At 42.2% G+C, this 26,777-nt stretch carries 28 protein-coding genes; 6 read left to right on the top strand and 22 right to left on the bottom strand.

Translation table 11 applies throughout. From position 1 onward, the window contains the following. A partial coding sequence (locus BS63_RS0107500; protein ID WP_028798525.1) for an IS3 family transposase occupies positions 1-315 on the top strand: 315 nt, incomplete at its 5' end. A 209-nt stretch (positions 316-524) separates the two neighbouring features. Here the strand turns inward: BS63_RS0107500 and pepC are convergent. After that, entirely contained in the window at positions 525-1,862 is a 1,338-nt protein-coding gene (gene pepC, locus BS63_RS0107495) for an aminopeptidase C (RefSeq protein ID WP_002959289.1), read from the bottom strand. A 539-nt stretch (positions 1,863-2,401) separates the two neighbouring features. On the opposite strand from pepC, the gene BS63_RS0107490 reads away from it, so the two are divergent. Then, on the top strand, positions 2,402-2,701 hold the full coding sequence (locus tag BS63_RS0107490) for a YbaB/EbfC family nucleoid-associated protein (RefSeq protein ID WP_002959292.1): 300 nt from the start codon (positions 2,402-2,404) through the stop codon (positions 2,699-2,701). 86 nt (positions 2,702-2,787) lie between these two features. Here the strand turns inward: BS63_RS0107490 and BS63_RS0107485 are convergent, their stop codons facing one another. From BS63_RS0107485 to BS63_RS0107470, 4 genes are all read right to left on the bottom strand, one after another. After that, on the bottom strand, positions 2,788-3,507 hold the full coding sequence (locus tag BS63_RS0107485; RefSeq protein WP_002959293.1) for a MerR family transcriptional regulator: 720 nt from the start codon (positions 3,505-3,507) through the stop codon (positions 2,788-2,790). A gap of 167 nt (positions 3,508-3,674) precedes the next feature. Further along, positions 3,675-4,265, bottom strand: a complete 591-nt coding sequence (locus tag BS63_RS0107480; protein ID WP_002959295.1) for a 3'-5' exonuclease — start codon at positions 4,263-4,265, stop codon at positions 3,675-3,677. 223 nt (positions 4,266-4,488) lie between these two features. Next, complete coding sequence (locus tag BS63_RS0107475; RefSeq protein WP_002959297.1) at positions 4,489-5,001, bottom strand: DUF536 domain-containing protein; 513 nt, start codon at positions 4,999-5,001, stop codon at positions 4,489-4,491. Positions 5,002-5,138: 137 nt separating this feature from the next. Then, the gene (locus tag BS63_RS0107470; RefSeq protein WP_002959302.1) at positions 5,139-5,462 is read right to left on the bottom strand and encodes a hypothetical protein; all 324 of its coding nucleotides are present in this window, start codon (positions 5,460-5,462) and stop codon (positions 5,139-5,141) included. 135 nt (positions 5,463-5,597) lie between these two features. Between BS63_RS0107470 and aao the strand changes: the two genes are divergently transcribed. After that, positions 5,598-6,776 carry an aminoacetone oxidase gene (gene aao, locus BS63_RS0107465; protein WP_002959304.1) on the top strand — a complete coding sequence of 393 codons (1,179 nt, stop codon included), beginning with the start codon at positions 5,598-5,600 and terminating at the stop codon, positions 6,774-6,776. A 290-nt stretch (positions 6,777-7,066) separates the two neighbouring features. Here aao and BS63_RS0107460 read toward each other — a convergent pair whose 3' ends face one another. From BS63_RS0107460 to tsaB, 7 genes are all read right to left on the bottom strand, one after another. After that, the gene (locus tag BS63_RS0107460; RefSeq protein WP_028798524.1) at positions 7,067-8,092 is read right to left on the bottom strand and encodes a threonine aldolase family protein; all 1,026 of its coding nucleotides are present in this window, start codon (positions 8,090-8,092) and stop codon (positions 7,067-7,069) included. Between the two features lie 58 nt (positions 8,093-8,150). Continuing rightward, entirely contained in the window at positions 8,151-8,783 is a 633-nt protein-coding gene (nth, locus tag BS63_RS0107455; protein WP_002959306.1) for an endonuclease III, read from the bottom strand. A gap of 45 nt (positions 8,784-8,828) precedes the next feature. Next, the gene (locus tag BS63_RS0107450; RefSeq protein ID WP_002959307.1) at positions 8,829-9,155 is read right to left on the bottom strand and encodes an AzlD domain-containing protein; all 327 of its coding nucleotides are present in this window, start codon (positions 9,153-9,155) and stop codon (positions 8,829-8,831) included. After that, positions 9,142-9,840, bottom strand: a complete 699-nt coding sequence (locus BS63_RS0107445; RefSeq protein WP_002959309.1) for an AzlC family ABC transporter permease — start codon at positions 9,838-9,840, stop codon at positions 9,142-9,144. The genes BS63_RS0107450 and BS63_RS0107445 overlap by 14 nt, the downstream gene beginning before the upstream one ends. 329 nt (positions 9,841-10,169) lie before the next feature. Further along, on the bottom strand, positions 10,170-11,189 hold the full coding sequence (gene tsaD / locus BS63_RS0107440; RefSeq protein ID WP_019786757.1) for a tRNA (adenosine(37)-N6)-threonylcarbamoyltransferase complex transferase subunit TsaD: 1,020 nt from the start codon (positions 11,187-11,189) through the stop codon (positions 10,170-10,172). Between the two features lie 40 nt (positions 11,190-11,229). Next, complete coding sequence (gene rimI, locus BS63_RS0107435) at positions 11,230-11,646, bottom strand: ribosomal protein S18-alanine N-acetyltransferase (protein WP_002959313.1); 417 nt, start codon at positions 11,644-11,646, stop codon at positions 11,230-11,232. Between the two features lies 1 nt (position 11,647). Next, complete coding sequence (gene tsaB, locus BS63_RS0107430; protein ID WP_002959315.1) at positions 11,648-12,334, bottom strand: tRNA (adenosine(37)-N6)-threonylcarbamoyltransferase complex dimerization subunit type 1 TsaB; 687 nt, start codon at positions 12,332-12,334, stop codon at positions 11,648-11,650. A gap of 244 nt (positions 12,335-12,578) precedes the next feature. Between tsaB and BS63_RS0107425 the strand changes: the two genes are divergently transcribed. Together BS63_RS0107425 and rnjA are read left to right on the top strand one after the other, a co-directional pair. Then, entirely contained in the window at positions 12,579-12,809 is a 231-nt protein-coding gene (locus tag BS63_RS0107425) for a DNA-dependent RNA polymerase subunit epsilon (protein WP_019768566.1), read from the top strand. A gap of 1 nt (position 12,810) precedes the next feature. Then, positions 12,811-14,502: a ribonuclease J1 gene (rnjA, locus tag BS63_RS0107420; RefSeq protein WP_002959318.1), complete on the top strand. Its 1,692-nt coding sequence runs from the start codon at positions 12,811-12,813 to the stop codon at positions 14,500-14,502. A gap of 209 nt (positions 14,503-14,711) precedes the next feature. Here rnjA and BS63_RS0107410 read toward each other — a convergent pair whose 3' ends face one another. From BS63_RS0107410 to BS63_RS0107390, 5 genes are all read right to left on the bottom strand, one after another. Continuing rightward, on the bottom strand, positions 14,712-15,353 hold the full coding sequence (locus tag BS63_RS0107410; protein WP_002959320.1) for a COG3942 and LysM peptidoglycan-binding domain-containing protein: 642 nt from the start codon (positions 15,351-15,353) through the stop codon (positions 14,712-14,714). Between the two features lie 249 nt (positions 15,354-15,602). After that, positions 15,603-16,949, bottom strand: a complete 1,347-nt coding sequence (glnA, locus tag BS63_RS0107405) for a type I glutamate--ammonia ligase (RefSeq protein ID WP_002959322.1) — start codon at positions 16,947-16,949, stop codon at positions 15,603-15,605. Between the two features lie 72 nt (positions 16,950-17,021). Then, positions 17,022-17,393 (bottom strand): MerR family transcriptional regulator, encoded by a 372-nt coding sequence (locus BS63_RS0107400; RefSeq protein ID WP_002959324.1) that lies wholly within the window; start codon positions 17,391-17,393, stop codon positions 17,022-17,024. A gap of 160 nt (positions 17,394-17,553) precedes the next feature. Further along, the gene (locus BS63_RS0107395; protein WP_002959326.1) at positions 17,554-18,162 is read right to left on the bottom strand and encodes an FUSC family protein; all 609 of its coding nucleotides are present in this window, start codon (positions 18,160-18,162) and stop codon (positions 17,554-17,556) included. Positions 18,163-18,349: 187 nt separating this feature from the next. Further along, complete coding sequence (locus tag BS63_RS0107390; protein WP_002959328.1) at positions 18,350-18,808, bottom strand: MarR family winged helix-turn-helix transcriptional regulator; 459 nt, start codon at positions 18,806-18,808, stop codon at positions 18,350-18,352. A 135-nt stretch (positions 18,809-18,943) separates the two neighbouring features. On the opposite strand from BS63_RS0107390, the gene BS63_RS0107385 reads away from it, so the two are divergent. Then, on the top strand, positions 18,944-19,981 hold the full coding sequence (locus BS63_RS0107385) for an SDR family oxidoreductase (protein WP_028798522.1): 1,038 nt from the start codon (positions 18,944-18,946) through the stop codon (positions 19,979-19,981). Positions 19,982-20,080: 99 nt separating this feature from the next. Here BS63_RS0107385 and BS63_RS0107380 read toward each other — a convergent pair whose 3' ends face one another. From BS63_RS0107380 to rpsL, 5 genes are all read right to left on the bottom strand, one after another. After that, positions 20,081-21,277 carry a phosphoglycerate kinase gene (locus BS63_RS0107380; protein ID WP_019768573.1) on the bottom strand — a complete coding sequence of 399 codons (1,197 nt, stop codon included), beginning with the start codon at positions 21,275-21,277 and terminating at the stop codon, positions 20,081-20,083. Positions 21,278-21,938: 661 nt separating this feature from the next. Further along, on the bottom strand, positions 21,939-22,952 hold the full coding sequence (gene gap / locus BS63_RS0107375; protein ID WP_002960944.1) for a type I glyceraldehyde-3-phosphate dehydrogenase: 1,014 nt from the start codon (positions 22,950-22,952) through the stop codon (positions 21,939-21,941). Between the two features lie 248 nt (positions 22,953-23,200). Further along, the gene (gene fusA, locus BS63_RS0107370; RefSeq protein WP_019774991.1) at positions 23,201-25,282 is read right to left on the bottom strand and encodes an elongation factor G; all 2,082 of its coding nucleotides are present in this window, start codon (positions 25,280-25,282) and stop codon (positions 23,201-23,203) included. Between the two features lie 313 nt (positions 25,283-25,595). Further along, the gene (gene rpsG, locus BS63_RS0107365; protein WP_002960941.1) at positions 25,596-26,066 is read right to left on the bottom strand and encodes a 30S ribosomal protein S7; all 471 of its coding nucleotides are present in this window, start codon (positions 26,064-26,066) and stop codon (positions 25,596-25,598) included. A gap of 20 nt (positions 26,067-26,086) precedes the next feature. Beyond that, positions 26,087-26,500, bottom strand: coding sequence for a 30S ribosomal protein S12 (gene rpsL, locus BS63_RS0107360; RefSeq protein WP_002999284.1), 414 nt, complete (start codon positions 26,498-26,500; stop codon positions 26,087-26,089). Positions 26,501-26,777 lie beyond the last annotated feature (277 nt).

Genomic DNA, 26,777 nt, shown 5'->3' with positions numbered 1-26,777 from the left:
ACCTATCAGGGTACTATCTTACATAGTGATCAGGGCTGGCAGTATCAGCACGCTTATTACCACCATTTCCTAAAAGAGCATAAGATGATACCATCCATGTCCCGTAAGGGTAACAGTTTAGATAATGGTATGATGGAATCTTTCTTTGGGACTTTAAAATCCGAAATGTTCTATGGCTTTGAGAAGGACTTTCCATCCATTGAGGCCTTAAAGCTCGCTATCTCAGACTACATTGATTATTACAACAATAAATGCATTAAATTAAAACTAAAAGGACTGAGTCCTGTGCAATACAGAACGCAATCCTTTACTTAAACTATTATGTCCAACTTTTTGGGGTCACTACAATCCTCTAGGATCTTTTAATTTATACTCAATACAAATCAGGAAACAGAGATAGAAAAAAATATCAGCTACTAACGAGACATTGCCTGATTGCAAAAACCGCTAGCCTTGCAAGCCAAGATTTTTCAAATCAAACCTTAGATTTGTTTGCTGATCTGATTCGAGATGTTCAAAGAGCCTTATTTGCTTGCCAAGGCTCCCATGGGGTCCCAAGGTGCCAGTACCTTTGGTTCAGCTTGATAGGCAGCCAATTCTTCCTTGGTCAAAAATTCCTTGCGGACAACGATTTGGTAGGTATATTCGTCCATCCAGGCATCGGTAGCTACGAAGTAGCCATCCTTACCAACCTTTTCACCCCAAGAATTTTCAACCTTCCATTTAATGGGTTGGCCTTGGGCATCCAAATCAACACCGGTCAGAACCATGGCGTGAGTCATGAGACTTTCGCTGTAATCCAAACGGCCAGCCTTATCTTGCTTGAGATCAATATCCAGAGCAGTTTCAAAGTCGTAAAGGTCAGCAGCCATAACACCTGACTGGCGGTTGCTAAATTGACCAACATCTGAACCAAACCAAACGGTTTCACCAGACTTCAGTTGGGCGATAGCTAATTCCTTGAAGCGTTTCATATCCAGATTTAGATAGCGAACTTGACGACTACCAAGGACATTACCCAGTAATTCTACCGTATAGGACCTCCCATAAGGCTTGTCGGCTGTTGGAGCATTAATGATGGATACATAATCGTCCAGCTTGAGGCCAACATACTCTTGGTAAAATTCCTGAGGAGTAATGCCATTGTCCTTGTGATAGTTATCATCCTTATCGCGATAAGCAAAGTCAAACTTACGGGGTGGTAAACCCAGATTAACAGCCAAGAAATTGAAAATCTCTTGCAGGAGTTCTTCCTTCTTAGCTTGAACCACCACCTCATCAGCACCAGTTGCAATCAATTCCCGCAGGATTTGAGCATCCTGATGCAAGAGCTTATTGAGATACTGGTTGAGTTCACGACTGTTGCTAGATGAAATAGATTCTGGATAAACGGATTTTGGTACGACCCCGTATTTTTCAAAGAGGGCGACAACCATATCCCATTGTCCCCCATCTTGTTGCGGAACATCCAGGAGGAACTTAACTTTGCGGCTGCCCAGTTCTTGGTCAGCTGTAGCAATGATTTGTTCCAAGAACCAGTTAGACTTTTCATACTTGTCCCAGAAGAAGGTATGGGCCTGAGAGAGCTCAAAATTTTCCAGCTTGAAATCTGAAATTAATTTGTGGCGGAAGGTGTTGAGGGCCGCAAACATCCAGCAACGACCGGATTGCTTTTGGTTGGCAACCTCATCCTTGGTCAAATCAATCGAGTAGGCAAAGTCATTATTCTGACTAGCCTCACGTTTTTCTAAAGACTTGAGCAGACCAGCATGGCTGACAGCATTTTCAACCGTCCGAAGCTTGAGATTAGCTTCAAAGTCGGCAAACAACTTGTCCGTAAAACTTGTTTCAATTTTTGACATAGGGCACTTCTTTCTAAAGCTCAATGAAAATCAAGGGTTGCCGAGGCAACGAGCTGCAGGCTGTACTGACGTACGGCAAAACGAGTTAACGACGGATAGTTTTGATTTTCGAAGAGTGTAAAAATTTATTTCTCATCTATTATAATACAAGCCAAAGAATATGCAAGCCCTTGCATCAACTCAATCCAAGAGCTGATGACAGCACGCCCGGTACCTTCCAATTATCAACAGAGCTCGACAAGCATTTCAAAATAATAATCAAACATGGTATAATGGCAAAGTGGCCGTTATTATCCCCAGTTTTTCATGAATTTGAAAAAACTGGAACTCACTAGCTTAAGGGACCAGATGAGCAAGAACATTTGGTTTAGGACATTCGTCCATAAACACAACCAGCATCGTCTATTCCCACCTTTTTCCATCACAACAAAAAGAAGTCGCCAATGCCTTTGACAACTTCTAAAAGTGGTCACGATTGGTCACCATTTTAAAAACCTTAGGGGTAAAACCCTTGATACGAAAGGAATCTCGAAAATCTTATGATGAATATGCAAAATATGATGAAGCAGGCTCAGAAGCTTCAAAAGCAAATGGAGCAAAAACAGGGAGAATTGGCTAGCCAAACCTTTACTGGCAAATCAGCCCAAGACCTGGTTGTTGCCAGCTTCACCGGCGACAAGAAATTAATCAGCATTGACTTTAAGGAGGCAGTTGTTGACCCAGAAGACATCGAAACCTTGCAAGACATGACCAGCCAAGCAATCAATGATGCCCTGGAGCAGATTGATGCAGCGACCAAGAAAACCATGGGAGCCTTTGCTGGTAAATTGCCTTTCTGATAGGCTATCAATCAGGTTAGGCACACCCCTGCCATATACAGATAGAAACACCGCCGGACGAGAATCCAGCGGTGTTTTTGTTTATTCTACTTCTTCTCCTTGGCCAATTCCAGACAATAGGATTTCTTGTGGCAATGAGGGCAGGTCAGCTTGCGAGTTCTGGGAGCACGCCCTGCCCAAGCAAATTCTTTAAAACTTGGCTCAAAGAGCTGATGACAATTTGGACAAAGATAGACATACTGCCTTCTGAAATAAATGACTAGCCCAGTAAAGAAGATAATGAAAATTACCATTTCTGTCCATTGCAACCACGAAGGTTGAGGAACAAAGAGCATTAGGGCGATATAAGCCCCTGCAGAAATTATCATTGAAGACCACCACTTCAATTGCAAACGACGCCAATTCTTTTGATTATCCATGACTATGGTCATATCCGAGACTAGCTTTAGGCTTTGGCCAGATTGGCCCTTGAGCGTGTCAAGTAGCTTGACAGAGCTGTCAAGTTGACTTTTGCGTTTAGCCATATCCTGCTTTAGACTAGCAATATTATCCTCCAGCAACATGGTTAAAACCTGACTAAGCATTGCTTCTGCCATAACCTTCTTGATTTGCTCAATTGAGAAATCTAGGTCTCGCAAAAAGCAGATGATTTGGAGTTGTTCGAGATCGCTTTCTGAATAAATCCGCCGACCACCTTGGCTCAATTGGGAGGGCTCAAGAATACCACGCTTGTCGTAATACTGAACCGTTCGGACAGAAACACCAGCCAACTTAGCCAAGTCACCTGTGGAATAAGTCTGAGACATGACTGTCACCTCCTTTTAGATATGATACAAAGATTAAAACAGGCTAGTAAACTAGAGCGGGCACCCTAACAATTCTAGCTTGTTTTCCTTTGTTCATCTGCTATTTTAGGGCATGACCCAGCGTCATTAGCAAGCCCTGACCCTAGGTGATTTTTATTTTTTTCCACTTAATCTTCAAATAAGCCCCCCAAGGCAGCAAAAGGATTGTCGCTTACCACTTCTTCTTGCTGGTCCAGATAACTTTTATTCTCATCTAGTTCTAAGAATTTTTCATAGACTAGGGCAGTCATGCGAGCATCCTCCAGGCTGTCATGATTGCGACCGGAAATTCCTAAAAATTCAGCCACCGTATGCAACTGCAAATTGGCAATACCATTCAAATCCAGACTGCGCCGTTCAAAGGCCTGATCAAAGACATCAACCTTATAATGGTCGGCCAAATCCAGATTATTTTCAGTTAGAAGGGGCAAATCACTCTTAAGGGCATTGTAGCCAATCAGAGAAGTCTCACCAATAAAGGTCCGAAAATCTGCCAAAACCTGCTCCAACTTAGGGGCCTTGGCAATTTTATCGGCCGTAATTCCTGTCAAGCCATTGATAAAACTTTGCAAGGGTACCGAACTGTAGGCATAGCTGTCAAAATGAGCAACTTCCTCATGGCCAGCAAATTTAACTGCCGATACTTGGATAATGTGGCTAACCCCAGCTACGGTGTTGAATTCCAAATCAAAAGCGATATAATTTTCTAATTTTTCCATGATTGTCCTTGAAAAAAAGGCTAGAACGTCTGTTCCAACCTCACCTATAAAACATACTTCACTCTTCGAGAGTCAAAAATAATCAAGAGACAAAACAAATCCACAATTTTGTATTTGAATTTGCTACAAGAACCGTCAGCGCAGTTCTTTATGTCCCTCACTAACTCCAAAAGGAAAACATCATAATCGGCTTTCCTTTTCTTGAATCACGTCGGGCAAAATATTAACGACCAAAGATACGAGCAAAGAAGCCCTTCTTGGCTTTTTCTTGCTGAATCTGAATTTCTTCAACCTGATTGCGAGCTTCATCCAGTTCCAATTTGAGATTTTCGCTATCTTGCATAGCTGTCAAGGTCAGCTGTTGTTGCTGATCCAGCTGTTTATCTTTTTCTGAAATCTGCACATCCTTGATATTAAGCTGTTCATTCATGGAAGCCAGCTGGACATCCTTAGCTTTGAGTTGATTATAGAGACGTTCAATCTCTGCATTCTTCTCATCAACTAATATTTCCATCAGCTCCCGTTGCTTGGTTTCTTCGCTGACCGGCTCATCTTCAAAAATGGTCTTCTTGTAAATTTCTTCCAGCTTGATTAGGCCATCTCGGTTAACAACCGTCACGCCCTTTTCATTTTTCCCGACAAATTCTTCAGGTAAGGATTTTACCCGATTGTTGACGGCTTGGCGACTGACACCAAGAATCTCAGCTAATTCACTGACTGTTTTTTCAATAGCCATAAGGTCCTCTTTTTATCCGAAATTTCTCCTAAAATAGTATCATAATAGGCTTTGGCTGTCAATTTCGATAAAAGGAAAGCATTTAAGGCTTGAAAGTTTAGGAATTATCCAAAGTGACATAGCTTCCTTTAAAATTTTTAAATACACTTTTCTAAAAAGTCACCTTTATCAGCTAAAGTCGCTGGGTTACTTGTTCCATAATCAAATCTCTTACCAAAAAATTCTTGATTATTATCCTGAACTAACTCTAAATTACACCTTCCAGTCTCCTTGTTATACATAATTGTACTACCTAACTTAAAAGTAGCAATACATTCACCATTAAGTAATAAAACTGCTTGTTCTACTTTATCCAGACGCTTTGGATTAATTTTCCAATTACCACTTAATTCTTTTTTTAACCATGTAAAATCTGCATTTTTAGCGTCCAGTTTGTTTGTTTTTAATACTAAGATTTTCATAAAGAAACTCCTTTTCAAAATTATTAAATAATTGATTTACTAATTTAGTATATAAGTATTTTATGGTTTTGTCAATAACTTTATAATATTTTCCGAAAATATTCATTTTATTCCCTTACATGCTATAATAAAGTCATGACAAAAACTGAATTCGATACCATCATCATAGGCGCTGGACCTGCAGGCATGATGGCAGCCGTTGCCTCTTGCTCCTATGGCTTTTCCACACTTTTGATTGAAAAAAATAAACGACTGGGTAAAAAATTAGCAGGCACTGGCGGAGGCCGTTGCAACGTGACCAATAGTGGTAGCCTTGATGACCTAATGGCTGGCATTCCTGGCAATGGTCGCTTCCTCTACAGCGTTTTTTCCCAGTTTGACAACCACGATATTATCAACTTTTTTGAGGACAGTGGTGTCCCCCTCAAAGAAGAAGACCACGGACGTATGTTCCCGACAACTGATAAATCTCTTACCATCATCCAAGCCCTGGAAAATAAAATTAGAGAACTTGGTGGCAGGATTCTGACCCAAACCGAAATAGTCTCGGTTAAGAAGCAGGATACCACCTTTATTCTCAAATCGGCCGAGCAAACTTTTAGCTGTCAAAAACTGATTGTCACAACAGGAGGTAAGTCCTATCCCTCAACTGGCTCGACTGGCTTTGGTTACGAGATTGCTCGCCATTTCAAGATGACAGTTACCCCCTTGGAAGCTGCTGAAAGTCCACTGTTAACCGACTTTCCCCACAAGGCCCTACAAGGAATTTCCCTAGATGATGTGACCCTAACTTACGGTAAACACAAAATTACCCACGACCTGCTCTTCACCCATTTTGGCCTCTCCGGACCAGTTGCCCAAAGGCTATCTAGCTTTGTCTCCGGTGGTGAAGTTGTCCAGCTCGACCTCCTGCCCAAGTCGACAACCCAAGAGCTCGAGAACCTGCTAGATCAGGAACGTGAAAAGTCTGTCAAAAATGCTTTGAAGCCCCTCCTCCCAGAACGACTATCTGACTTTCTTGCTCAAGGTTTTCCAGAAAAAGTTAAACAGCTGACAGCACAAGAAAAAAAGAGTCTGATTCAAAAAATCAAGACCTTACCTATTAAAGTCACAGGCAAGATGTCTCTGGCCAAATCCTTCGTCACCAAGGGTGGCATTAACCTCAAGCAAATCAATCCCAAGACTTTGGAGAGCAAAACCGTTCCAGGACTGCACTTTGCCGGCGAGGTCTTGGATATTAATGCTCATACCGGTGGCTTCAATATTACAGCAGCTCTCTGCACCGGCTGGGTGGCCGGTAGTCCTCATTATTAAGAGGGAGTAATTCGGTCTTTTCTTAAATAAGTTAAAAATTAAGTTTTCTAACAGTTTTAATTAAGCGTGTTTTTAGTAGGATTGAATATAATAATCTCACAATTCTTCTTATTCAAACCCTTTGCAGCCCTAGCGGCTGCTTTTTTTATTTAATTTAGAATACTAGGACAGCAAACACTGGAGCTAGTCTATGCAGGGACATTTGCTTGTTTCACAAGCTTGAAACCTTGTTACTCATCACAGCTGACAAGAACCTAAAAAAGAGCAGCCTCATCAGCCACTCTAATTTCTTATAAAATTTCTTTTAATTGATCGATATCTTCCCGGGTTGTAGACCAACTGGTGGCCAGCCGAATGACGGTCTGGTTATCGTCATATTTTCCCCAGAAGCTATAGACTAATTTTTTCCCTAATGCTTCTAAGCGATTATTTTCAACAATGACAAATTGTTGGTTGGTTGGAGATTGGTAAAAGAATTGATACCCCTTATCCTGCAAAATATTCTTGAGTTGGGCGGCCAGTCGCAGGGCTTCTTTCCCGATTTCTAAATAGAGATTATCGCTAAAGAATTGGTCAAACTGAATGCCCAAAATCCGTCCCTTAGCTAGGAGAGCACCGTGTTGCTTAACCATGGTGTTAAAGCGTTTAGGCATATTGGCATGGGGGAAAACGACTGCTTCACCGATAAGGGCACCCATCTTGGTCCCACCGATATAGAAAACATCTGTCAACTGGGCAATGGTTGGCAGGTCGAGGTCAGTAGCTTCAGCCGCCAGACCATAGCCCAACCTAGCTCCATCTAGGAAGAGAGGAATTTTATAAGAGCGACAAAGTTGAGCCAGTTCTGTCAACTCAGCCTTGCTATAGAGGGCCCCATATTCAGTCGGGTGAGAGATATAAACCATGCCTGGATAAACCATGTGCTCTTGATTTCCATCCGCATAGAAATCCTCCAAGGTCTGTTTGACATCCTTGGCAAAAATTTTCCCATTTTCATGCGGAAGCGTCAGCACCTTGTGACCGGTGTATTCAATGGCCCCCGCCTCATGGACAGAAATGTGACCTGTCTGAGCAGCGATAACCCCTTCATAGGGAGCCAACATGGTATCAATGACAACCTGGTTGGTCTGGGTTCCCCCAGTTAAGAAAAAGACCTGGGCATCTGGTGCCTGACAGGCAGTCTTAATCTTCTGGCTAGCCCTCTCAGTATAGGCATCAAGACCATAACCCGCAAGATTTTCAGTATTTGTTTTGGTCAAGGCCTCCAAGAGTTTGGGATGAACTCCCTCATTATAGTCGTTTTCAAAATGAAGCATAAGATTCCTTTCATCATTGTTCATTAATCTTGCTTGGGCAATCCAGTTGCTCAGACTCCTATTTTAAATCAGAAAAGTCATAGAGTTGTGGATAGTTATGACATTCTGGATTCTTGGGATGACAGATTTCCCGCCCGAAGAGGATCATTGCTTGATGAGCTGGTAGCCACTTTTCTCTTGGTAGAATCTCCATCACTCGCTTTTCCACGTCTAGAGGGCTGGCTGACTGCTCCACAATATCATGGTGCTTGCAAATCCGCTCGACATGAGTATCAACCGCAAAGGCTGGGATACCAAAACCAACGCTGAGAACCACATTGGCTGTCTTGCGACCAACACCTGCCAAACTCTCTAATTCCTTTCGCGTTTGCGGCACCTGACCGCCAAAATCTTGAACTAATTGTTGGGCACATTTTTTCAGGTACTTGGCCTTATTACGATAGAGACCTAGGCGAGAAATATAGTTGGCTAGGTCCGCCTCACTAGCTTCCGCCATAACTTCGGGCGTCGGAAAGGCAGCAAAGAGGGAGGGGGTTACCGTATTAACGGCAGCATCCGTCGTTTGGGCGGACAGCATGACCGCCACCAATAATTCAAAATGATTGGCAAAATTCAAACTGGGCTTGGCATCGGGATAGAGGGCTATAATTTCCTCAATTACCTTTCTGGCCCGTTTCTTTGATAAAACCATTGACACCTCACTTTCTTGTCCCTATTTTACCACAGCTACTTCCTTCTAAAAAATTAAACGCATGAGAGCTAAGCTGACAATTCCGGTCAGAACAGCATAGAGTAGATTTTTCGTCCGAATAGCGACAAATAAGGTTGGCAAACTAGCCAATGCTTCCCAACCATTCAACTTAGGGAGGTGTCCAACCTTGCTACTAAAGAGACTGGATAGGGTCAGAGCAAAAAGAATGGTCACAGGTAGATATTTCAAAAAGTGGACAACAATGTCCGGTAAGCCTCGGTATTTAACCAAGACAAAAGGAGCAACCCGAGGAATCCAGGTCACCACAAAGCCCAATAAAATTGCTAGTAAAACAAAACTAGTGTTTGTCATCCAGAAACACCCCCAAGCTACAGCCGATTAACGTCGACAATAAAACCGCCAAAGAAGAGCTCACAAGAGTCACCAAGAACAGGTACCCGGCGGCCACGGCCAGTAAAATTAGGAAGAGTTTTTTGATCCCTTCGGAAATCATGGCATCAAACTGGAAAACCAAAAGCCCTATGAACATGGCAATCAAAGCAAAATCCAACCCCAGAACTTGGGGATTAGGAATCAGCTTCCCCATCAGGGTTCCGATTACGGTTGATAGGAACCAAGCCGTGTAGCCAATTAAATTATTGCCATGCATCCAAGCAGCGGTAATAGACTTGTTGTGGACATGCTCTCCCAGAAGAACACCGTAACTCTCGTCAGTAATCAAGGTTGCCATAAGAATATTTTGCAAGAAGGGAGTCTTGGTAAAAATAGTCGTAGCATGCAGGCTCATCAACATATTGCGCAGATTAACTAAAAAAACTGTCAGGGTGATAGTCAGCAAATCAGCCCCTGAGACAATCATGGCCACCATGGCAAATTGGGCTGATCCCCCATAAATGAGGAGACTCATCAGACCAACTTCAAGCGCCGACAATCCTGCAGAAGAAGCAACCACTCCAAAAGCAATTCCTATAGAAATATAGCCTAGGGCTGTTGGTATGGCATCCTGCAGTCCTTCTCTAAATCCTTTTTCTTGCATACCGTCAACTTCTTTCAATTTTTAGAATATTCTATCATTGTAACAGATAAGAAAACCCGCGACAAGAGTCTCGGGAAAGAGTCACACGCCATAGGCATGAAATAGATATTTCTGAACAATAATATAGATGCGTTTTTAACTATCTCGATGTTTCTCTATAGTAAAACATCAAAAGTTTTAATTTATGTTGAAAAATCCGAATTACAGAAAGCATTATTTTCTCTTAAAAAATCTCCTGTGCATTTGTCGTGGGAAAGAGTAATGCTTAAGGCTCCCTTTCGACTGGCCTTGGCAAAAGTCAATCACCTGGCCAAAATCAAGGAAAGAAGCTAATCGGTTAAGCTTTCAAATGCCAAACTTGGCTTAGCATTAAGATCCAAGCTGGCAAAGTTTTTCTTTTCAAACTCAATTGCCGCTGCCAGGGCAATCATTCCAGCATTGTCACCGCAGAGGCGTAAGGGAGGAATCCGCACATCAATTTGTTCGGGAATTTCCTCAGCTAGGCGCTCTCTAAGACCCTGATTGGCTGCAACACCACCAGCAACAACTAAGGTCTCAACGTGGTAAAGTTCCAGAGCCTTCTTGGTTTTAGTCAGCAAAATATCCAAAATGGCCGCTTGAAAAGAAGCCGATAAGTCTTCTTTCGTCAGATTTTGCCCCTTTTGTTGGGCATTGTGGTGCAGATTAATAAAAGCCGACTTAAGGCCCGAAAATGAAAACTCCAGATTATCTTCCTTAATCATGGCCCTAGGAAAATCATAAATATCTTGACCTTGGTGAGCCAGGCTGTCAATTTCCTTACCAGCAGGGTAGGTGAGGCCCATAACTCGGCCAACCTTATCATAGGCCTCACCTACCGCATCATCTCTGGTTTCCCCAACAATCTTATAATCGCCAGGTTCCTTGACATAGACCAATTCGGTATGGCCACCTGATACCAAGAGAGCTAATAGAGGATAGGTCAGAGGACCCGCCTCCCTAGCTGCCATCAGGTGACCAGCCATGTGGTTAATAGGAATAAGAGGAAGACCATTGCTCCAAGAAAAGGCCTTAGCTGCCGCCATTCCCACCAGGAGAGCTCCAACCAAACCCGGGCCATAAGTTACTGCTACAGCATCCAAGTCTTGAGCCTCAAGGCCAGCCTCACTCAGAGCATCCTGAATACAAAGAGTAATCACCTCAACATGGTGACGGCTGGCCACTTCTGGTACCACGCCTCCAAAGCGCTTATGACTCTCAACCTGACTGGCAATAATATTACTCAACAGTTCTGATTCATTTTTTAAAAGGGCGACACTGGTCTCATCACAAGAGGACTCAATCGCCAATATATATCTATCTTTCAACATTATTCAACCTCACAACTACCATTTTGCCAGACTTGGCCTCTCATTTTTTAGCAGCTCGCTGCATAATTAAGGCATCCTCAATCGGATTATGATAATAGGCCTTTCGTTTGGCGACACGGGAAAAACCAAACTTCTCATAAAGCTCTTGAGCAGGGATATTGGAGACCCTAACCTCAAGAAAAATATCCTCTGGTCGATTGATCAATTCCCGCATGAGCTGACCAGCCAGACCTTGTCCTTGGTGGGCCTTCTTAACAGCTAGATTAGTTACCTCTAATTGTCCAACCAGATTCTGAATGGATAAAAAGCCAACAATCTCAGGGCCATCATAGACATAAAAATAGTCGGTATTGTTCTGGGCTAAATCCGCCCGCACCTGCTCCAGACTCCAAGGAGATTGGTCATAGACATCATCGAGAATGTCATAAATGGCCTGGGCTAATTCTTCCTCTTTCATTTTAGACTCGCTTGATGTAATCGTCGGAATTATTTTCTTGATGGGTCTTGAGCCAATTTGCCTCTGCCTCAACTCGCTTGAGATAATTGGGAACAAAGGCATGAATATCAACTGCTGGCAGACTTTGTCCCAAACTCCCCAACAATCCTGCAGAAGGCAGAGTTTCAATAATCTTTGCTTGAGGTAAAGCAGCTTCAATCTCTTGACGAAACTTTCCTGCTTCCCCAACAAAGATTACTTCTGGATACGTCTTGGCAAAGTCCAGAACCTCCACCAAACTAGCATGCCGCTCCGGTGAGACCAACTTTCCATCCTCATAAAAACCGACATAAACATTCTGACGCCTTGAATCAATCAAAGGAATGACCAGGCCACTAGCCTCGATGTCACACAAGGCCTGCAAACTCGAAAGACCCACCAAATCTATTCCTAGACTGTAAGCCAGAGTTTTAGCAGTTGCCACTGCTACTCGAAGACCTGTATAGGAACCTGGCCCTTGTGCTACCACGATTCTCTCCAAATCACTGGGGCGCCAGCCAGCTTGAGCTACCAAAAAATCAATGGTGGGCATCAGGCTAATACTATGGTTCTTTTTAACCGTTAAGGTCATTTCAGACACAATGTTCCCCTCCTCCAAAAGAGCCACCGATAGGGGCTGGTTTGAAGTATCAAAAGCTAATATTTTCATGATTTTCCTCTCGTTAAATTCCTTATTATTTTATCATAAAAACCAGTCCATGACACCTTGGGCTCCCTAATCTCAGGCTAGATTCCTTTTTACTAATCCCTCTTTTTATGGTATAATCTCGGTAGTTATAAATGTTCAGGTCAAACTACTACACAAGACAATTTAATAGAAAATCATCAAATCAGTACTAAGACTGATTTGATTGGTCCTTTTAGTGAAACCTGACAATTCAGAAAGGAAAACCATGATTTATAAAGTTTTTTACCAAGAAACTAAGGATCGCAACCCAAGACGCGAAACTACTCAAGCTCTTTATCTTGATATCGATGCTAAAGATGAACTCCAAGGTCGAATCAAGGCTCGCAAATTGGTTGAAGAAAAGACCAGCTACAACATCGAATTTGTCGAACTGCTATCAGATATGCACCTCAATTACGAAAAGGAATCTGGTTCCTTTAGCCTAACGGAGTTCTAATATGTCAAATATCAATTTAAAACCCGAAGAAGTCGGGGTTTATGCCATAGGCGGACTGGGAGAAATCGGCAAGAATACCTACGGTATCGAATATCAAGATGAAATCATCATCGTTGATGCCGGTATCAAGTTTCCAGAAGACGACCTCCTTGGTATCGACTATGTTATCCCTGACTATTCCTACATCGTGGAAAATGTGGATCGGATTAAGGGTCTGGTTATCACCCACGGTCACGAGGACCACATTGGTGGTATTCCCTTCCTGCTTAAGCAGGCCAATATTCCTGTTTATGCCGGACCTTTGGCTTTAGCTCTTATCCGTGGAAAATTAGAAGAACATGGTCTCCTGCGCGATGCCAAACTTTACGAAATCAATGACAACACGGAGTTGACTTTTAAGAACCTCAGCGTTACCTTCTTCCGGACGACCCACTCGATTCCAGAACCTCTAGGAATTGTCATCCACACCCCACAAGGAAAAATCGTCTGTACCGGTGACTTCAAGTTCGACTTCACCCCTGTTGGTCAACCAGCAGATCTTCATCGGATGGCTGCACTTGGTGATGATGGCGTTCTCTGTCTCCTATCCGACTCGACCAATGCAGAGATTCCAACCTTTACTAATTCGGAAAAAGTGGTTGGTCAATCCATCATGAAAATTATCGGTGGCATCCACGGTCGGATTATTTTCGCTTCCTTCGCCTCAAATATTTTCCGGCTGCAACAGGCTGCCGAAGCTGCCGTTAAGAACGGTCGGAAAATCGTCGTTTTTGGTCGCTCAATGGAAAAAGCCATTGTCAATGGGATTGAACTTGGTTATATCAAGGTTCCTGATGGTACCTTCATCGAACCCAATGAACTCAAGAACTACCATGCCAGCGAAATCATGATTATGTGTACCGGTAGCCAGGGAGAATCCATGGCAGCCTTGGCTCGGATTGCCAATGGCACCCACCGGCAAGTCACCCTACAACCAGGGGACACCGTTATCTTCTCCTCTAGCCCAATTCCGGGTAACACCACCAGCGTCAACAAGCTGATTAACACTATCCAAGAGGCTGGTGTTGATGTTATCCACGGCAAGATTAACAATATCCATACCTCAGGACACGGGGGCCAACAAGAGCAAAAGCTCATGCTCCGTTTGATTAAGCCAAAATTTTTCATGCCAGTTCACGGTGAATACCGGATGCAAAAGGTCCATGCTGGTCTAGCTGAAGATACAGGTATTCCAAGAGATAACATCTTCATCATGGAAAACGGTGATGTCCTTGCCCTGACCAAGGATTCTGCCCGTCGGGCCGGTCACTTCAATGCCCAAGACATCTATGTTGATGGTAATGGTATCGGCGACATCGGTACCGCTGTCCTGCGGGACCGTCGCGATCTCTCCGAAGATGGTGTTGTCTTAGCTGTTGCTACCGTTGATTTCAAGACTAAGATGATTCTGGCAGGTCCAGACATCCTCAGTCGTGGTTTTGTCTATATGCGTGAATCTGGCGACCTTATTCGCCAAGGTCAACGCATCCTCTTCAATGCCATCCGGATTGCCCTCAAGAATAAGGAAGCCAGTATTCAAAGCATCAATGGTGCTATTGTCAATGCCTTAAGACCTTTCCTTTACGAGCAAACCGAACGAGAGCCTATCATTATTCCAATGATTCTAACCCCCGACAAAGAAGATGATAAATGAGAAAGGAGCACACGGCTCCTTTTTATTTACCCCATTTTCCAAGGTCTCTTATAATCATCAAGCTCCAAAAGCTGATTTTTGGTAGTTCCTTCGCTTCTAAGTTTCTAGGCTCAGACCTCAAATACTCCGCTGAACTATTTGAGTAAGCCTTATACACGCAAAAAGCCCTCTCATTTCTGAGAAGGCTTGATTATTCTAGCAATAATTGATTATGAGTTAGGATAGATGTAGCTAACTTGACCAGGTGTAACGCTATTGTTAGGGTCGAACCAACCACGGTAATTGTTGATTTCTGGGTTATCCTTGTAGTTAGATTCCAAGACTTGAATTTGACCTTGATCATTAACATCAGTAACATAGGCAACATGGCCATAACCACCGTCAGTCCAACAAATAATCGAACCAACTTGCGGACTATTACCTACGGTATAGCCAGAGTTAGCCGCACTGCCGGCCCAGTCACCACCGTTCCCCCACCAGTCACCAGCCCAACCGGTAACTTGCTTAACACCCCAAGTACATTGACCAACAGGATAAGTATTAGCCCCTGCATCTGTAGAAGCATCGTCAGACTGCCCTTGTTCTGCTGCAGCAGTTGTATCCTGAGCTGGAGCATCCTGTTGACCAGAACCGTCAACTTCAATTGTTTCTCCAGGCAAAATTGTACTTGAAATTGTCATGCCATTATTAGCAGCTAATTGATAGGGATCCATACCACGGCCACTAGCAATAGAAAAGAAGCTATCACCAGCTTGAACCGTGTAAGAATCAGCTTGAACAGTTTGACCGGCCAAACCAACTAAAACCGTTGCAGCTACAAATAGACTTGCTTTTGTCAATTTTTTATTCATCTTATTTCCCCTTTTATTCACAATAAAAATCCCAATCAAATTTACTCAGGACTTTTTAACTATGCTCCTAGTCTAACAGGAAAAAATAACAAGTCCATTAACTGCAAATTAAAAAATTCAACTATTCTAGTGACAAAATCAACTAAAATTGTTAAGCTTTTAACCAAAATGTCATAAAGAAAGCGAGATAAAGTTATCAAAAAGTGCTCAGCTGAGGACCAAGCACTTATCTATATACTAGTCTGGAACTTAATACAAATCTAGGTAATTTTCTACTTCCCATTGGGAGACAAAGGCTGCATAGCTAGCCCATTCCATCCGCTTAGCTTCAACAAAGTTAGGATAGATATGGTCTCCCAGAGCTGCCTTAACCACTTCATCCTCTTGCAGAGCTTTGACTGCATTATGGAGGGTTGAAGGTAGGTCCCGAATACCTGCAGCCTTACGTTCTTCTTCAGACATAACATAGATATTGGACTCAATTGGAGCTGGAGCTTCAATCTTATTTTCAATACCATCAAGACCTGATTCCAAAAGTACTGCCAAGGCCAAGTATGGGTTAGCGGTTGGATCAACTGAACGTAATTCCAAGCGTGTCCCCATACCACGTGATGCAGGAACACGAATCAGTGGCGAGCGGTTTTGACCGGCCCAAGCAATATAAACAGGTGCTTCATAGCCTGGTACCAAGCGTTTATAAGAGTTAACTGTAGGGTTAACAATAGCCGTATAATTATAGGCATGCTCCATCAAACCACCTAAGAAGTAATAAGCATTTTGGGACAACTGCATACCATTGGGATCTTCTGGATCGAAGAAGGCATTCTTGCCATCAGCATCAAAGAGAGACATATTACAGTGCATTCCTGAACCATTGATCCCAAATTTAGGTTTAGCCATGAAGGTTGCATAGAGACCATGTTTACGCGCAATTGTTTTAACAACCAACTTAAAGATTTGAATGTGGTCACAAGCTTGTAAGACATCACTGTATTTGAAATCAATTTCATGCTGACCGACAGCCACTTCGTGGTGACTAGCTTCAACCTCAAAGCCCATCTTAGTCAAAACATTAACGATTTCACGACGAGTATTGTCAGCTAAGTCGGTTGGAGCAAGGTCGAAGTAACCGCCCTTATCATTAACTTCCAAGGTTGGATTACCCTGTTCATCCATCTTAAAGAGGAAGAATTCTGGCTCTGGACCTAGATTGAAAGATTTAAAACCAACTTCTTCCATGTGACGCAGGGCACGTTTTAAGTTACCACGTGGGTCACCAGCAAAAGGTTCCCCTTGAGCAGTATAAATATCACAAATCAAACCAGCGACAGCACCATTTTCACCTCCCCAAGGGAAGACAGTCCAAGTGTTGAGATCTGGATAGAGATACATGTCAGACTCGTTAATTCGTACAAATCCTTCAATAGATGATCCGTCAAACATAGCCTTGTTTGATAAAACCTTGTCAAGTTGTTCGTCAGTGGCAGGAATTTCAACATTTTTCATGGTTCCTGCAATATCTGAAAACATCAAACGCAAGAAGGTAACATTCTTCTCTTTGACTTCGCGACGAATATCATCTGCTGTGATTGCCATAATGGCCTCCTTTTTTCGATAGAAAGAGCCTCAGCTAGCTCTGACAAATAAATTATATATAAAGCCCGTATCTTACATACGAAAGCTACTTGGGTTAACATTGGGTGAAGGAAAACGAGACTGATTTCTCAGCTCATCTTGTAAAATACGACGAACATCAGCATCAGTAAGAGGTTTGGTTTTCTCTTGACTGGCTTGCTGGCGTTTGGCATATTCTTTCTTGATGGTCGCAATGTTCAAGCCTTCATCCAAATAGTCTTTGATTTCTAGCAAAACATCCATGTCATTTAGAGAATAGAGACGGCGGTTACTAGAACTACGATCAGGAGTTAGAAGACCTTGATCTTCATAGTAGCGAATCTGCCTGGCAGTTAAATCAGTCAGTTTCATAACCGCCCCAATTGGAAAAACAGCTAGAGAGCGTCTGAACTCTTTTTCTCGCATAAAAACTCCTTTCGCAAACCATTATATGCTGAAAAAGAAGCTCTGTCAAGTTAAATGTTACATTTTCTAACATTACTATTTCCCAAAACCCTGTAGCTAGTCAGAGCTAGGATAGCAACAAGACAAAAATCTTCTAGGCAGGCAAAAAAGACTAGCCACGCTAGTCCTTATTAGCCATTCTTTTAACAAAATGTTCACGTATTCGATCAATATCCGCATTGACCAGAGTGGCCACAAAGACACCAATAAAAGTCTCAAAAATCCGAGCGAGCGTATAAGTAAAGGTGTCACCTTCTGGAATAGATAGGGTAATAATCAGCAAAGCAGCTACCGCTCCAATAATCCCCGATTTATTATCAATAGCAACATTGGTCATGATGGTCAACATGGTAAATATTGGAACAAAAACCAAAGTCACCCAAAGTGACTTATTAAAGAGCTCACTAATTCCGAAGAAGATAAGAGAATAGACACCCCCAATAGTATTTTCGACAATCTGCGAGGTGCCAAAATGGAGACTCTTATCAAAATTCTCTCTCAGACTAAAGACTGCTGTCAGACAACCAATTTGCAGACCCTCAAATCCTAAAAGAGAAAATAAAGCTAAAACCAAGAAAACAGCTAGACCCGTCTTAAAAGTCCGCATGCCTAAGCGAAATTCATGAGGATTAAAGCGAAATCGTCCCAAAATTAAACTCCCGTCTTCCAAAAATTCACTTCCCATTTTACCATAGTTTTGGAAGATTAACAAAATTTTCAGAAAATTCATTTCTTGGAATTGACTTCCTCTCAATTCAAGAATTCCCACAGCACTAATCCCTCTCTTATTATTGAGTTAACTGAAAGATTTTATCCGTCAACAATGCTAGAATGGGAATTTCCGACCTCGTTTACAAAATCGTTAATCTAAACGACTAAATTGATAACCAAACTATCGCTAGACCGACTAATCATACTTAATCATCCCACATCGAGCGGCTCTTTAATTTTTCTTCGTAAGGTGTCTCCGAAATAAAAACTTTAAAGGGCTTACTAAGAGCTTTAAAATCAATTCCTTGTTCCAATAACTGCTGATCATATTGATTTTTGATGGCTATAACCTTAGGAACTAAATCTTGACCCTTAGGTGTCAAGGATAAGAGGGAAAATCTTCGGTCTTCAGCAGAAATTTCTTTAATCACTAACCCTTTTTTAATCAGCGAACTAACTAAACGACTAGGACTTTTTTTCTCACAAATCAATAAATTACCCAAATCCTTTAAGGACAAAGAACCAAATTCTTGCAGAACAAGGAGTACTTCACTCTGGTTAGGGGTTATATGCAAGGGAGATAGTAAATTGATTAACTCTTTATTGACAATATTTTCGACACTCTTGAACAAATACCTAAAGCGGACTGCTTCGTCTATTGACATAAGATCTCCTTCTTTTTTAGTTTCTTACTATTTTACACTAGATTAAGTAAATTATTGACAAAAATATGCTAAAAGACTAAACTAATTTTTATTAAATGACAAGTCATTTAATAGAAAAATCTAAAAGGAGAACCTATGGATACAAAACAGCCGTCTCGTAAGATTAACCATGCCTTTGTCACTGGATCAACTGGCCTATTAGGAAATAATCTAGTCCGAGCTTTATTAAAGGAAAATACTCAAGTTACTGCCCTCGTTCGATCACTAGACAAGGCAAAAAAGCAATTCGGCAATCTTCAAATCCGCTTTATTCAAGGTGACCTACTCAGGCCAGAAACCTATGTGCCTTATCTAACTGACTGCGATAGCCTCTTTCACACGGCAGCTTTCTTTCGAGACAGTCATAAGGGAGGCAAACATTGGCAAGAACTCTATGAGACTAACATTAAAGGAACAAAGAATCTTTTACAGGCTGCCTATGATTCTGGAATTCGTCAAATTGTCCACACATCTTCTATTGCTGTACTTACTGGCGAGCCTGACCAACTAATCAATGAAACTATGTCTCGTTCCGCCGATACAAAAAACGAATACTATCGCAGTAAAATTCTCAGCGACCAAGTCGTTCGTGACTTTCTCAACCTACATCCTGACCTTTTTATTGCCTTCGTTCTTCCAGGTTCCATGTACGGGCCAGGCGATATGGGGCCAACCTCCACTGGACAATTGATTTTAAATTATATGCAGAAAAAACTACCTGGGGTTATGAAGGCCAGTTACAGCGTTGTGGATGCCAGAGATGTTGCGGATATTCATATCCGAGCTATGAAATATGGACGCAGGGGTGAATCTTATCTAGCTGCTGGTCAATACATGACTATGCAGGAATTGATGAATACTCTAGAAGAGGTTACAGGAATTCCTGCACCTAGAAGACAAATTCCTCAGCCCTTGCTAAAAGCTTACGCTACTTGGAATGAAATCTACCACAAGCTAACTGGCAAACCCGTCTTAGTCAGCAAGGATCTAATCGAGCTATTTGCCGAGGAGTACAAACGAACTCACTTTGATCCTACTAAGATGGAGACAGAGCTAGGTGGACACTTCCGACCAGTCCAAAACACAATGATTGATACCATCAAATGGTATCGAAACAATGGATATCTGGATTAAACAAAAATAGTATCAGCTTTCAAAAAACTGACACTATCTTTTACTATTTTATCTTCCACTTACAAAATCAAGTTTTTGTAGAGGCTAACAGGCTTAATCCTATTTATCCGTCAAAGCAGCGAGGCCTGGCAAGACTTTACCTTCTAACAGCTCCATACTAGCTCCTCCACCAGTAGAAATCCATGAGAATTTGTCTGCACGGCCGAGGTTGATAGCTGCGGCAGCTGAGTCACCACCACCGATGATTGACTTAACGCCAGGCTGTTTAACAATAGCATCCATAACACCGATTGTACCAGCTTGGAAGTCTGGATTTTCAAAGACACCCATAGGACCATTCCAAACAACTGTCTTAGCACCTGTCAAAGCTTTGTCAAATTCAGTGATCGATTCTGGACCGATGTCAAGACCAAGGAAGCCAGGGTCTACTGCTTCACCTTCAGTATCTTTCACTTCGGTGTAGTCAGCGAAGGCGTTAGCTTCTTTAGAGTCAACCGGCAAGACCAATTTACCATTTGCTTTTTCAAGCAGAGACTTAGCCACATCCAACTTATCTTCTTCGACCAAAGAATCACCGATTTCGATACCTTGTGCCTTGTAGAAGGTATAAGTCATACCACCACCGATAAGGACCTTATCAGCTTTTTTAAGCAAGTTTTCGATAACACCAATTTTATCTGAAACTTTAGAACCACCAAGGATAGCTACGAATGGACGTTCTGGTGTTTCAACAGCTTCTTGAATATAAGCAATTTCGTTTTCTAGAAGGAAACCAGCAACAGCCTTTTCAACGTTAGCAGAAATACCAACGTTTGAAGCGTGAGCACGGTGAGCTGTACCGAAAGCATCATTTACGAAGATACCATCACCAAGGCTTGCCCAGTACTTACCAAGTTCAGGATCATTCTTAGATTCTTTCTTGCCGTCAACATCTTCAAAACGAGTATTTTCAACCAAAAGAACTTGACCATCTTGCAAAGCATCGATTGCTTCTTCCAATTTTGGACCACGAGTCACTCCTGGGAAGACAACATCTTGTCCCAATTTAGCAGCCAAATCTTTGGCAACTGGTTCAAGAGATTTACCTTCTTTGTCAGCTTCTTCCTTAACACGACCAAGGTGAGAGAAGAGAACTGCACGACCGCCATGTTCGATGATATATTTAATGGTTGGCAAAGCCGCAGTGATACGGTTGTCGTTTGTGATAACGCCATCTTTTACAGGCACGTTGAAGTCAACACGAACGAGGACTTTCTTGCCTTTCAAATCAACGTCTTTAACAGTTAATTTAGCCATTGATAGGACTCCTTAAATTTTTATTTACTCCATCATTATAACATAATTTCAAGCCTATTTCTAAATTAGCTTGGAAAAAGTGATATTTCTCACTAGGAGAGGTCAAATCAGGGTTCGTCAAAAAAAGTAATACCTAGTTAAAATCAAAACCTGAAATTGTTTTTAGGTAGAAAAACTTTATTGTAGGTTAACCGGCGAACGAAGTGAGCATAACCTGATATTTTTGCTGTAGTGGAATTATCAGTGAGATGAAGATGTCACTGATAACGGATTTTTAGGCCAGTAAAATCAACTAGACTAACTTCGATAAGACAGTGTTATCGACTGCTTTATCCCCGTGTTGATGAAACTCCATAAGGCATAATAAATCATTCACTGGATAATTTATTCTTCCGTCTGCACCACCTACTAAAATAGTTCACTGGACAATTTTAGGTCGCACGCGGAACAAGTAAACTCGATAATAGTTGACTTGTGAAGTTAATGAGGAAGATAGGAAACTTACAATAGCAATTTCCGTAGTTCTGCCCCAAGTTCAGAAATTTGGAAGTGAAAAAAATATCAAAAATCAGATTTTGAAATTTGATGAGTACTGCACCCTAATAAAGGGGAACAAAAAAAGACCAGCCGAGGCCAGTCCTTTCAATCATTAAATAATAACTTATTTAGCGATTTTTGCGAAGTATTCAAGAGTACGAACCAATTGTGAAGTGTAAGACATTTCGTTGTCGTACCATGAAACTGTTTTAACCAATTGAGTTCCATCTGCTGCTTCAGTTACTTCTGTTTGAGTTGCATCAAACAATGAACCAAATGACATACCAACGATATCAGAAGAAACGATTGGGTCAGTATTGTAACCGTAGCTTTCAGTTGCAGCAGCCTTCATAGCAGCGTTAACTTCGTCAGCAGTCACCTTCTTGTCAAGAACTGAAACCAATTCAGTCAATGAACCTGTTGGAACTGGAACACGTTGAGCATGACCTTGCAATTTACCGTTCAATTCTGGCAATACAAGACCGATAGCTTTAGCAGCACCAGTTGAGTTAGGAACAATGTTTGCTGCAGCAGCACGTGCACGACGGAAGTCACCCTTACGGTGTGGACCGTCAAGGATCATTTGGTCACCAGTGTAAGCGTGGATAGTTGTCATTGTACCAGCTTTAACACCGAAGTTCTTGTTCAAAGCGTCAGCCATTGGAGCCAAACAGTTTGTAGTACATGAACCAGCTGAGATAACTGTTTCAGAACCGTCAAGAACGTCATGGTTAGTGTTGAAAACAACAGTCTTAACATCTGATCCACCAGGAGCAGTGATAACAACCTTCTTAGCACCACCAGCATGCAAGTGCTTTTCAGCTGCTTCTTTAGTAGCAAAGAAACCAGTTGCTTCAAGAACGATTTCTACGCCATCGTTTGCCCAGTCAATTTGTTCTGGATCACGTTCAGCAGAAACTTTAACGAATTGGCCGTTAACTTCGAATCCACCGTCTTTGACTTCAACAGTACCGTTGAAACGACCTTGAGTAGTATCGTATTTCAACAAGTGTGCAAGCATTGCTGGATCTGTAAGATCGTTGATACGAGCAACTTCAACACCTTCAACGTTTTGGATACGACGGAATGCAAGACGTCCGATACGACCGAAACCGTTAATACCAACTTTAACTACCATGTGTGATTTCCTCCTTATGAAAATCATAAAAAAATTTATTAAGGGCAAGCCCTTCTACGATTGTGAAAAGGTTAACTTGTGAGGTTCCACATACCCCTTCAACAAGATTATTATATAACCTTTTTCTGTAAATTGCAACCACTTACCATTTTCAGAAAGTTACAAATCTTAGGCCAAAAAGTAAAAAAACTAGCAAGCTGAGCTTACTAATTTTCTTATTTTTTAAGCTTTGTCAGGTTCAAATCTGCTTAAGCTTGGCCTGAATTTTTCTTGATGATTTCTTCTTGAACAGACTTTGGCACATCTTCATAGTGGTCAAATACCATCATGAAGGTACCACGACCTTGTGATGATGACCGAAGAACAGTTGCATAACCGAACATTTCGGCAAGTGGTACATAAGCACGAACGATTTGGCTGTTACCATGAGCTTCCATACCATCAACACGTCCACGACGAGCAGTTACGTGACCCATAACATCACCGAGGTTTTCTTCAGGAACGGTGATAGTAACCAGCATCATTGGTTCCAAGATAACTGGTTGGGCAGTCTTAGCTGCTTCCTTAAGTGCCAAAGAAGCGGCAATCTTGAAGGCCGTTTCAGATGAGTCGACATCGTGGTAAGAACCATCATAAAGTTTCGCCTTGATGTCAACCAATGGATAACCAGCAAGAACACCGTTAGCCATAGCTTCTTCCAACCCTTTTTCTACGGCTGGAATGAATTCACGTGGGACAACACCACCGACGATGGCATTTTCGAACTCGAAGCCTTTACCTTCTTCATTCGGCGTAAATTCAATCCAAACATCACCGAATTGACCTTTACCACCAGATTGACGTTTGAAGAAACCACGGGCTTGGGTAGAAGCACGGAAGGTTTCACGGTAAGATACCTGAGGAGCACCAACGTTAGCTTCAACCTTGTGTTCACGTTTCAGACGGTCAACAAGGACATCCAAGTGCAATTCACCCATACCAGAGATAACAGTTTCACCAGTTTCTGGGTTGGTTTCAACACGGAAGGTTGGGTCTTCTTCAGCCAGTTTTTGCAAACCGATTGCCATCTTATCTTGGTCGGCCTTAGTCTTAGGTTCAACCATGAGTTGGATAACAGGTTCTGGAACTTCAATTGATTCAAGAATAACCTTGTGTTTTTCATCGGTCAATGAGTCACCAGTTGTCGTATCTTTCAAGCCGATAGCCGCAGCGATGTCACCTGAGTAAACAGTTTCGATTTCTTTACGGCTGTTGGCGTGCATTTGCAGGATACGTCCGATACGTTCACGCTTATCCTTAGTAGTATTCATGACGTATGAACCTGAGTTCATCACACCTGAATAAACACGGATGAAGGTCAAACGACCAACGAATGGGTCAGTCATAATCTTGAAGGCAAGCGCTGCGAATGGTTCATCATCAGATGCTGGACGTTCTTCTTCTTCGTCTGTATCTGGGTTAACACCCTTGATTGCAGGAATGTCAAGTGGGCTTGGCAGGTAGTCAATAACGGCATCAAGCATCATTTGTACACCCTTGTTCTTGAAGGCAGAACCACAAAGAACTGGGAAGAATTCAACGTTGATAGTTGCCTTACGGATAGCCGCTTTCAATTCTTCGTTAGTGATTTCTTCACCTTCAAGATATTTCATCATCAGGTCTTCATCAGTTTCAGCTACTGCTTCAATCAGTTTTTCACGATATTCCTGAGCTTGTTCAAGGTATTCAGCTGGAATATCTTCTTCAAGGATATCTGTACCGAGGTCATTCGTATAGACTTCAGCTTTCATCGTAATCAAGTCAATGATACCAGTGAAGTCATCTTCAGCACCGATTGGCAATTGGATTGGGTGAGCATTTGCTTGCAAACGTTCATGTAAAGTTGATACTGAGTAAAGGAAGTCAGCACCAATCTTATCCATCTTATTAGCAAATACGATACGTGGAACACCGTATTCAGTGGCTTGACGCCACACAGTTTCAGTTTGAGGTTCAACACCTGATTGAGCATCAAGAACGGTTACAGCACCGTCAAGAACACGGAGGGAACGTTGTACTTCAATGGTGAAGTCCACGTGTCCTGGGGTATCAATGATGTTAACACGGTGACCATCCCATTGGGCAGTTGTTGCCGCAGATGTGATAGTGATTCCACGTTCTTGCTCTTGTTCCATCCAGTCCATTTGTGAAGCCCCTTCGTGAGTTTCACCGATTTTGTGGATACGACCAGTGTAGTAAAGAATACGCTCTGTAGTTGTTGTTTTACCGGCATCAACGTGAGCCATGATACCAATATTACGAGTTCTTTCCAATGAAAATTCGCGAGCCATGAATGATTCTCCTATAAATCTATAATTTTTGGAAAAAACGGATAGGCAGGGACCTACCCGTTTTATTTATTCGCTTAGGTTTGGATACGAGACTTAGCAAACTCGGGCTAAATGCCTTTGTTCCTTAAATAATTGAGCACAGGCTAAACGCTGTGTGAATCTTATTTAATTGAGTTCAGACTACATTGTTTTTAGCCGAATTGAACTCGACTCGAGAGCGACCAGTCCAAAAAGATATAAATTCCTAGAAACTGAAGTTTCTTCGTCATTTTTCCTATTTTGTCCTTGCTCTCTTCGTCTCTGTCTCTTAATCTTACCAGCGGAAATGTGCGAAGGCACGGTTGGCTTCTGCCATACGGTGAGTATCTTCGCGTTTCTTAACAGCAGCACCTGTGTTGTTTGAGGCATCCAAAATTTCTTTTGCCAAACGGTCTTGCATAGTATGTTCACCACGGGCACGTGAAGCATTTACCAACCAACGAAGGCCAAGTGTAGTTCGGCGTTCTGGACGAACTTCAACTGGGACTTGGTAGTTAGACCCACCGACACGGCGAGCACGGACTTCAAGTACAGGCATGATGTTTTCCATCGCTGTTTCAAAAACTTCAAGAGCATCGTTGCTAGTTGCGTCTTTGATTTGGTCAAAGGCACCGTAAACGATGGTAGCAGCTGTACCACGTTTACCGTCAAGCATAACACGGTTGATAAGACGTGTTACAAGTTTTGAATTGTACAATGGATCTGGCAATACTTCGCGCTTAGGCGCTTGATTTTTACGACTCATTAGTTCTTATCCCCCTTCTATTATCCTTTAGGACGTTTAGCACCGTATTTAGAACGGCCTTGTTTACGGTCGGCAACACCTGCAGTATCAAGGGCACCACGGACGATATGATAACGAACCCCTGGAAGGTCTTTAACACGTCCACCACGGATAAGCACAACACTGTGTTCTTGCAAGTTGTGGCCGATACCTGGGATATAAGCTGTGACTTCGATCAAGTTGCTCAAACGTACACGAGCGAATTTACGAAGGGCAGAGTTAGGTTTTTTAGGTGTCATAGTACCAACACGAGTGGCAACACCACGTTTTTGTGGTGAAGAAACGTTTGTTGGAACTTTTTTGTGTGAGTTGTAACCAACGTTAAGTGCTGGTGAGTCAGATTTCTCAACTTTAGATTTACGCGGTTTACGTACCAATTGGTTGATTGTAGGCATCTACATTTTCTCCTGTAAAATTTTATTTTTGGTTGATAGGGCACTTGGTGACAGCCCCTATCTGTGTGCACTTTTGCAACATTTGTCAGCACGTCTCTGTACACTTTGGAGAGACCAAAAGTAAAAAGTACCGCTTATTATAATATCAAGATTGGCAGGCTTTGTCAACGAAAAATGGCCGACTTTTTCAATACTGTCAAGCATTTGTAACTTTCCAAATGAGGACTTGCGAACTTGGACAGACCAACTCCAGAGTGACAGTACTTTCTGTTTGGGA

Source organism: Streptococcus sobrinus DSM 20742 = ATCC 33478 (genome assembly GCF_000686605.1).
Classification (GTDB): Bacteria; Bacillota; Bacilli; order Lactobacillales; family Streptococcaceae; genus Streptococcus; species Streptococcus sobrinus.
This window is presented reverse-complemented; position numbering and strand designations above follow the sequence as displayed.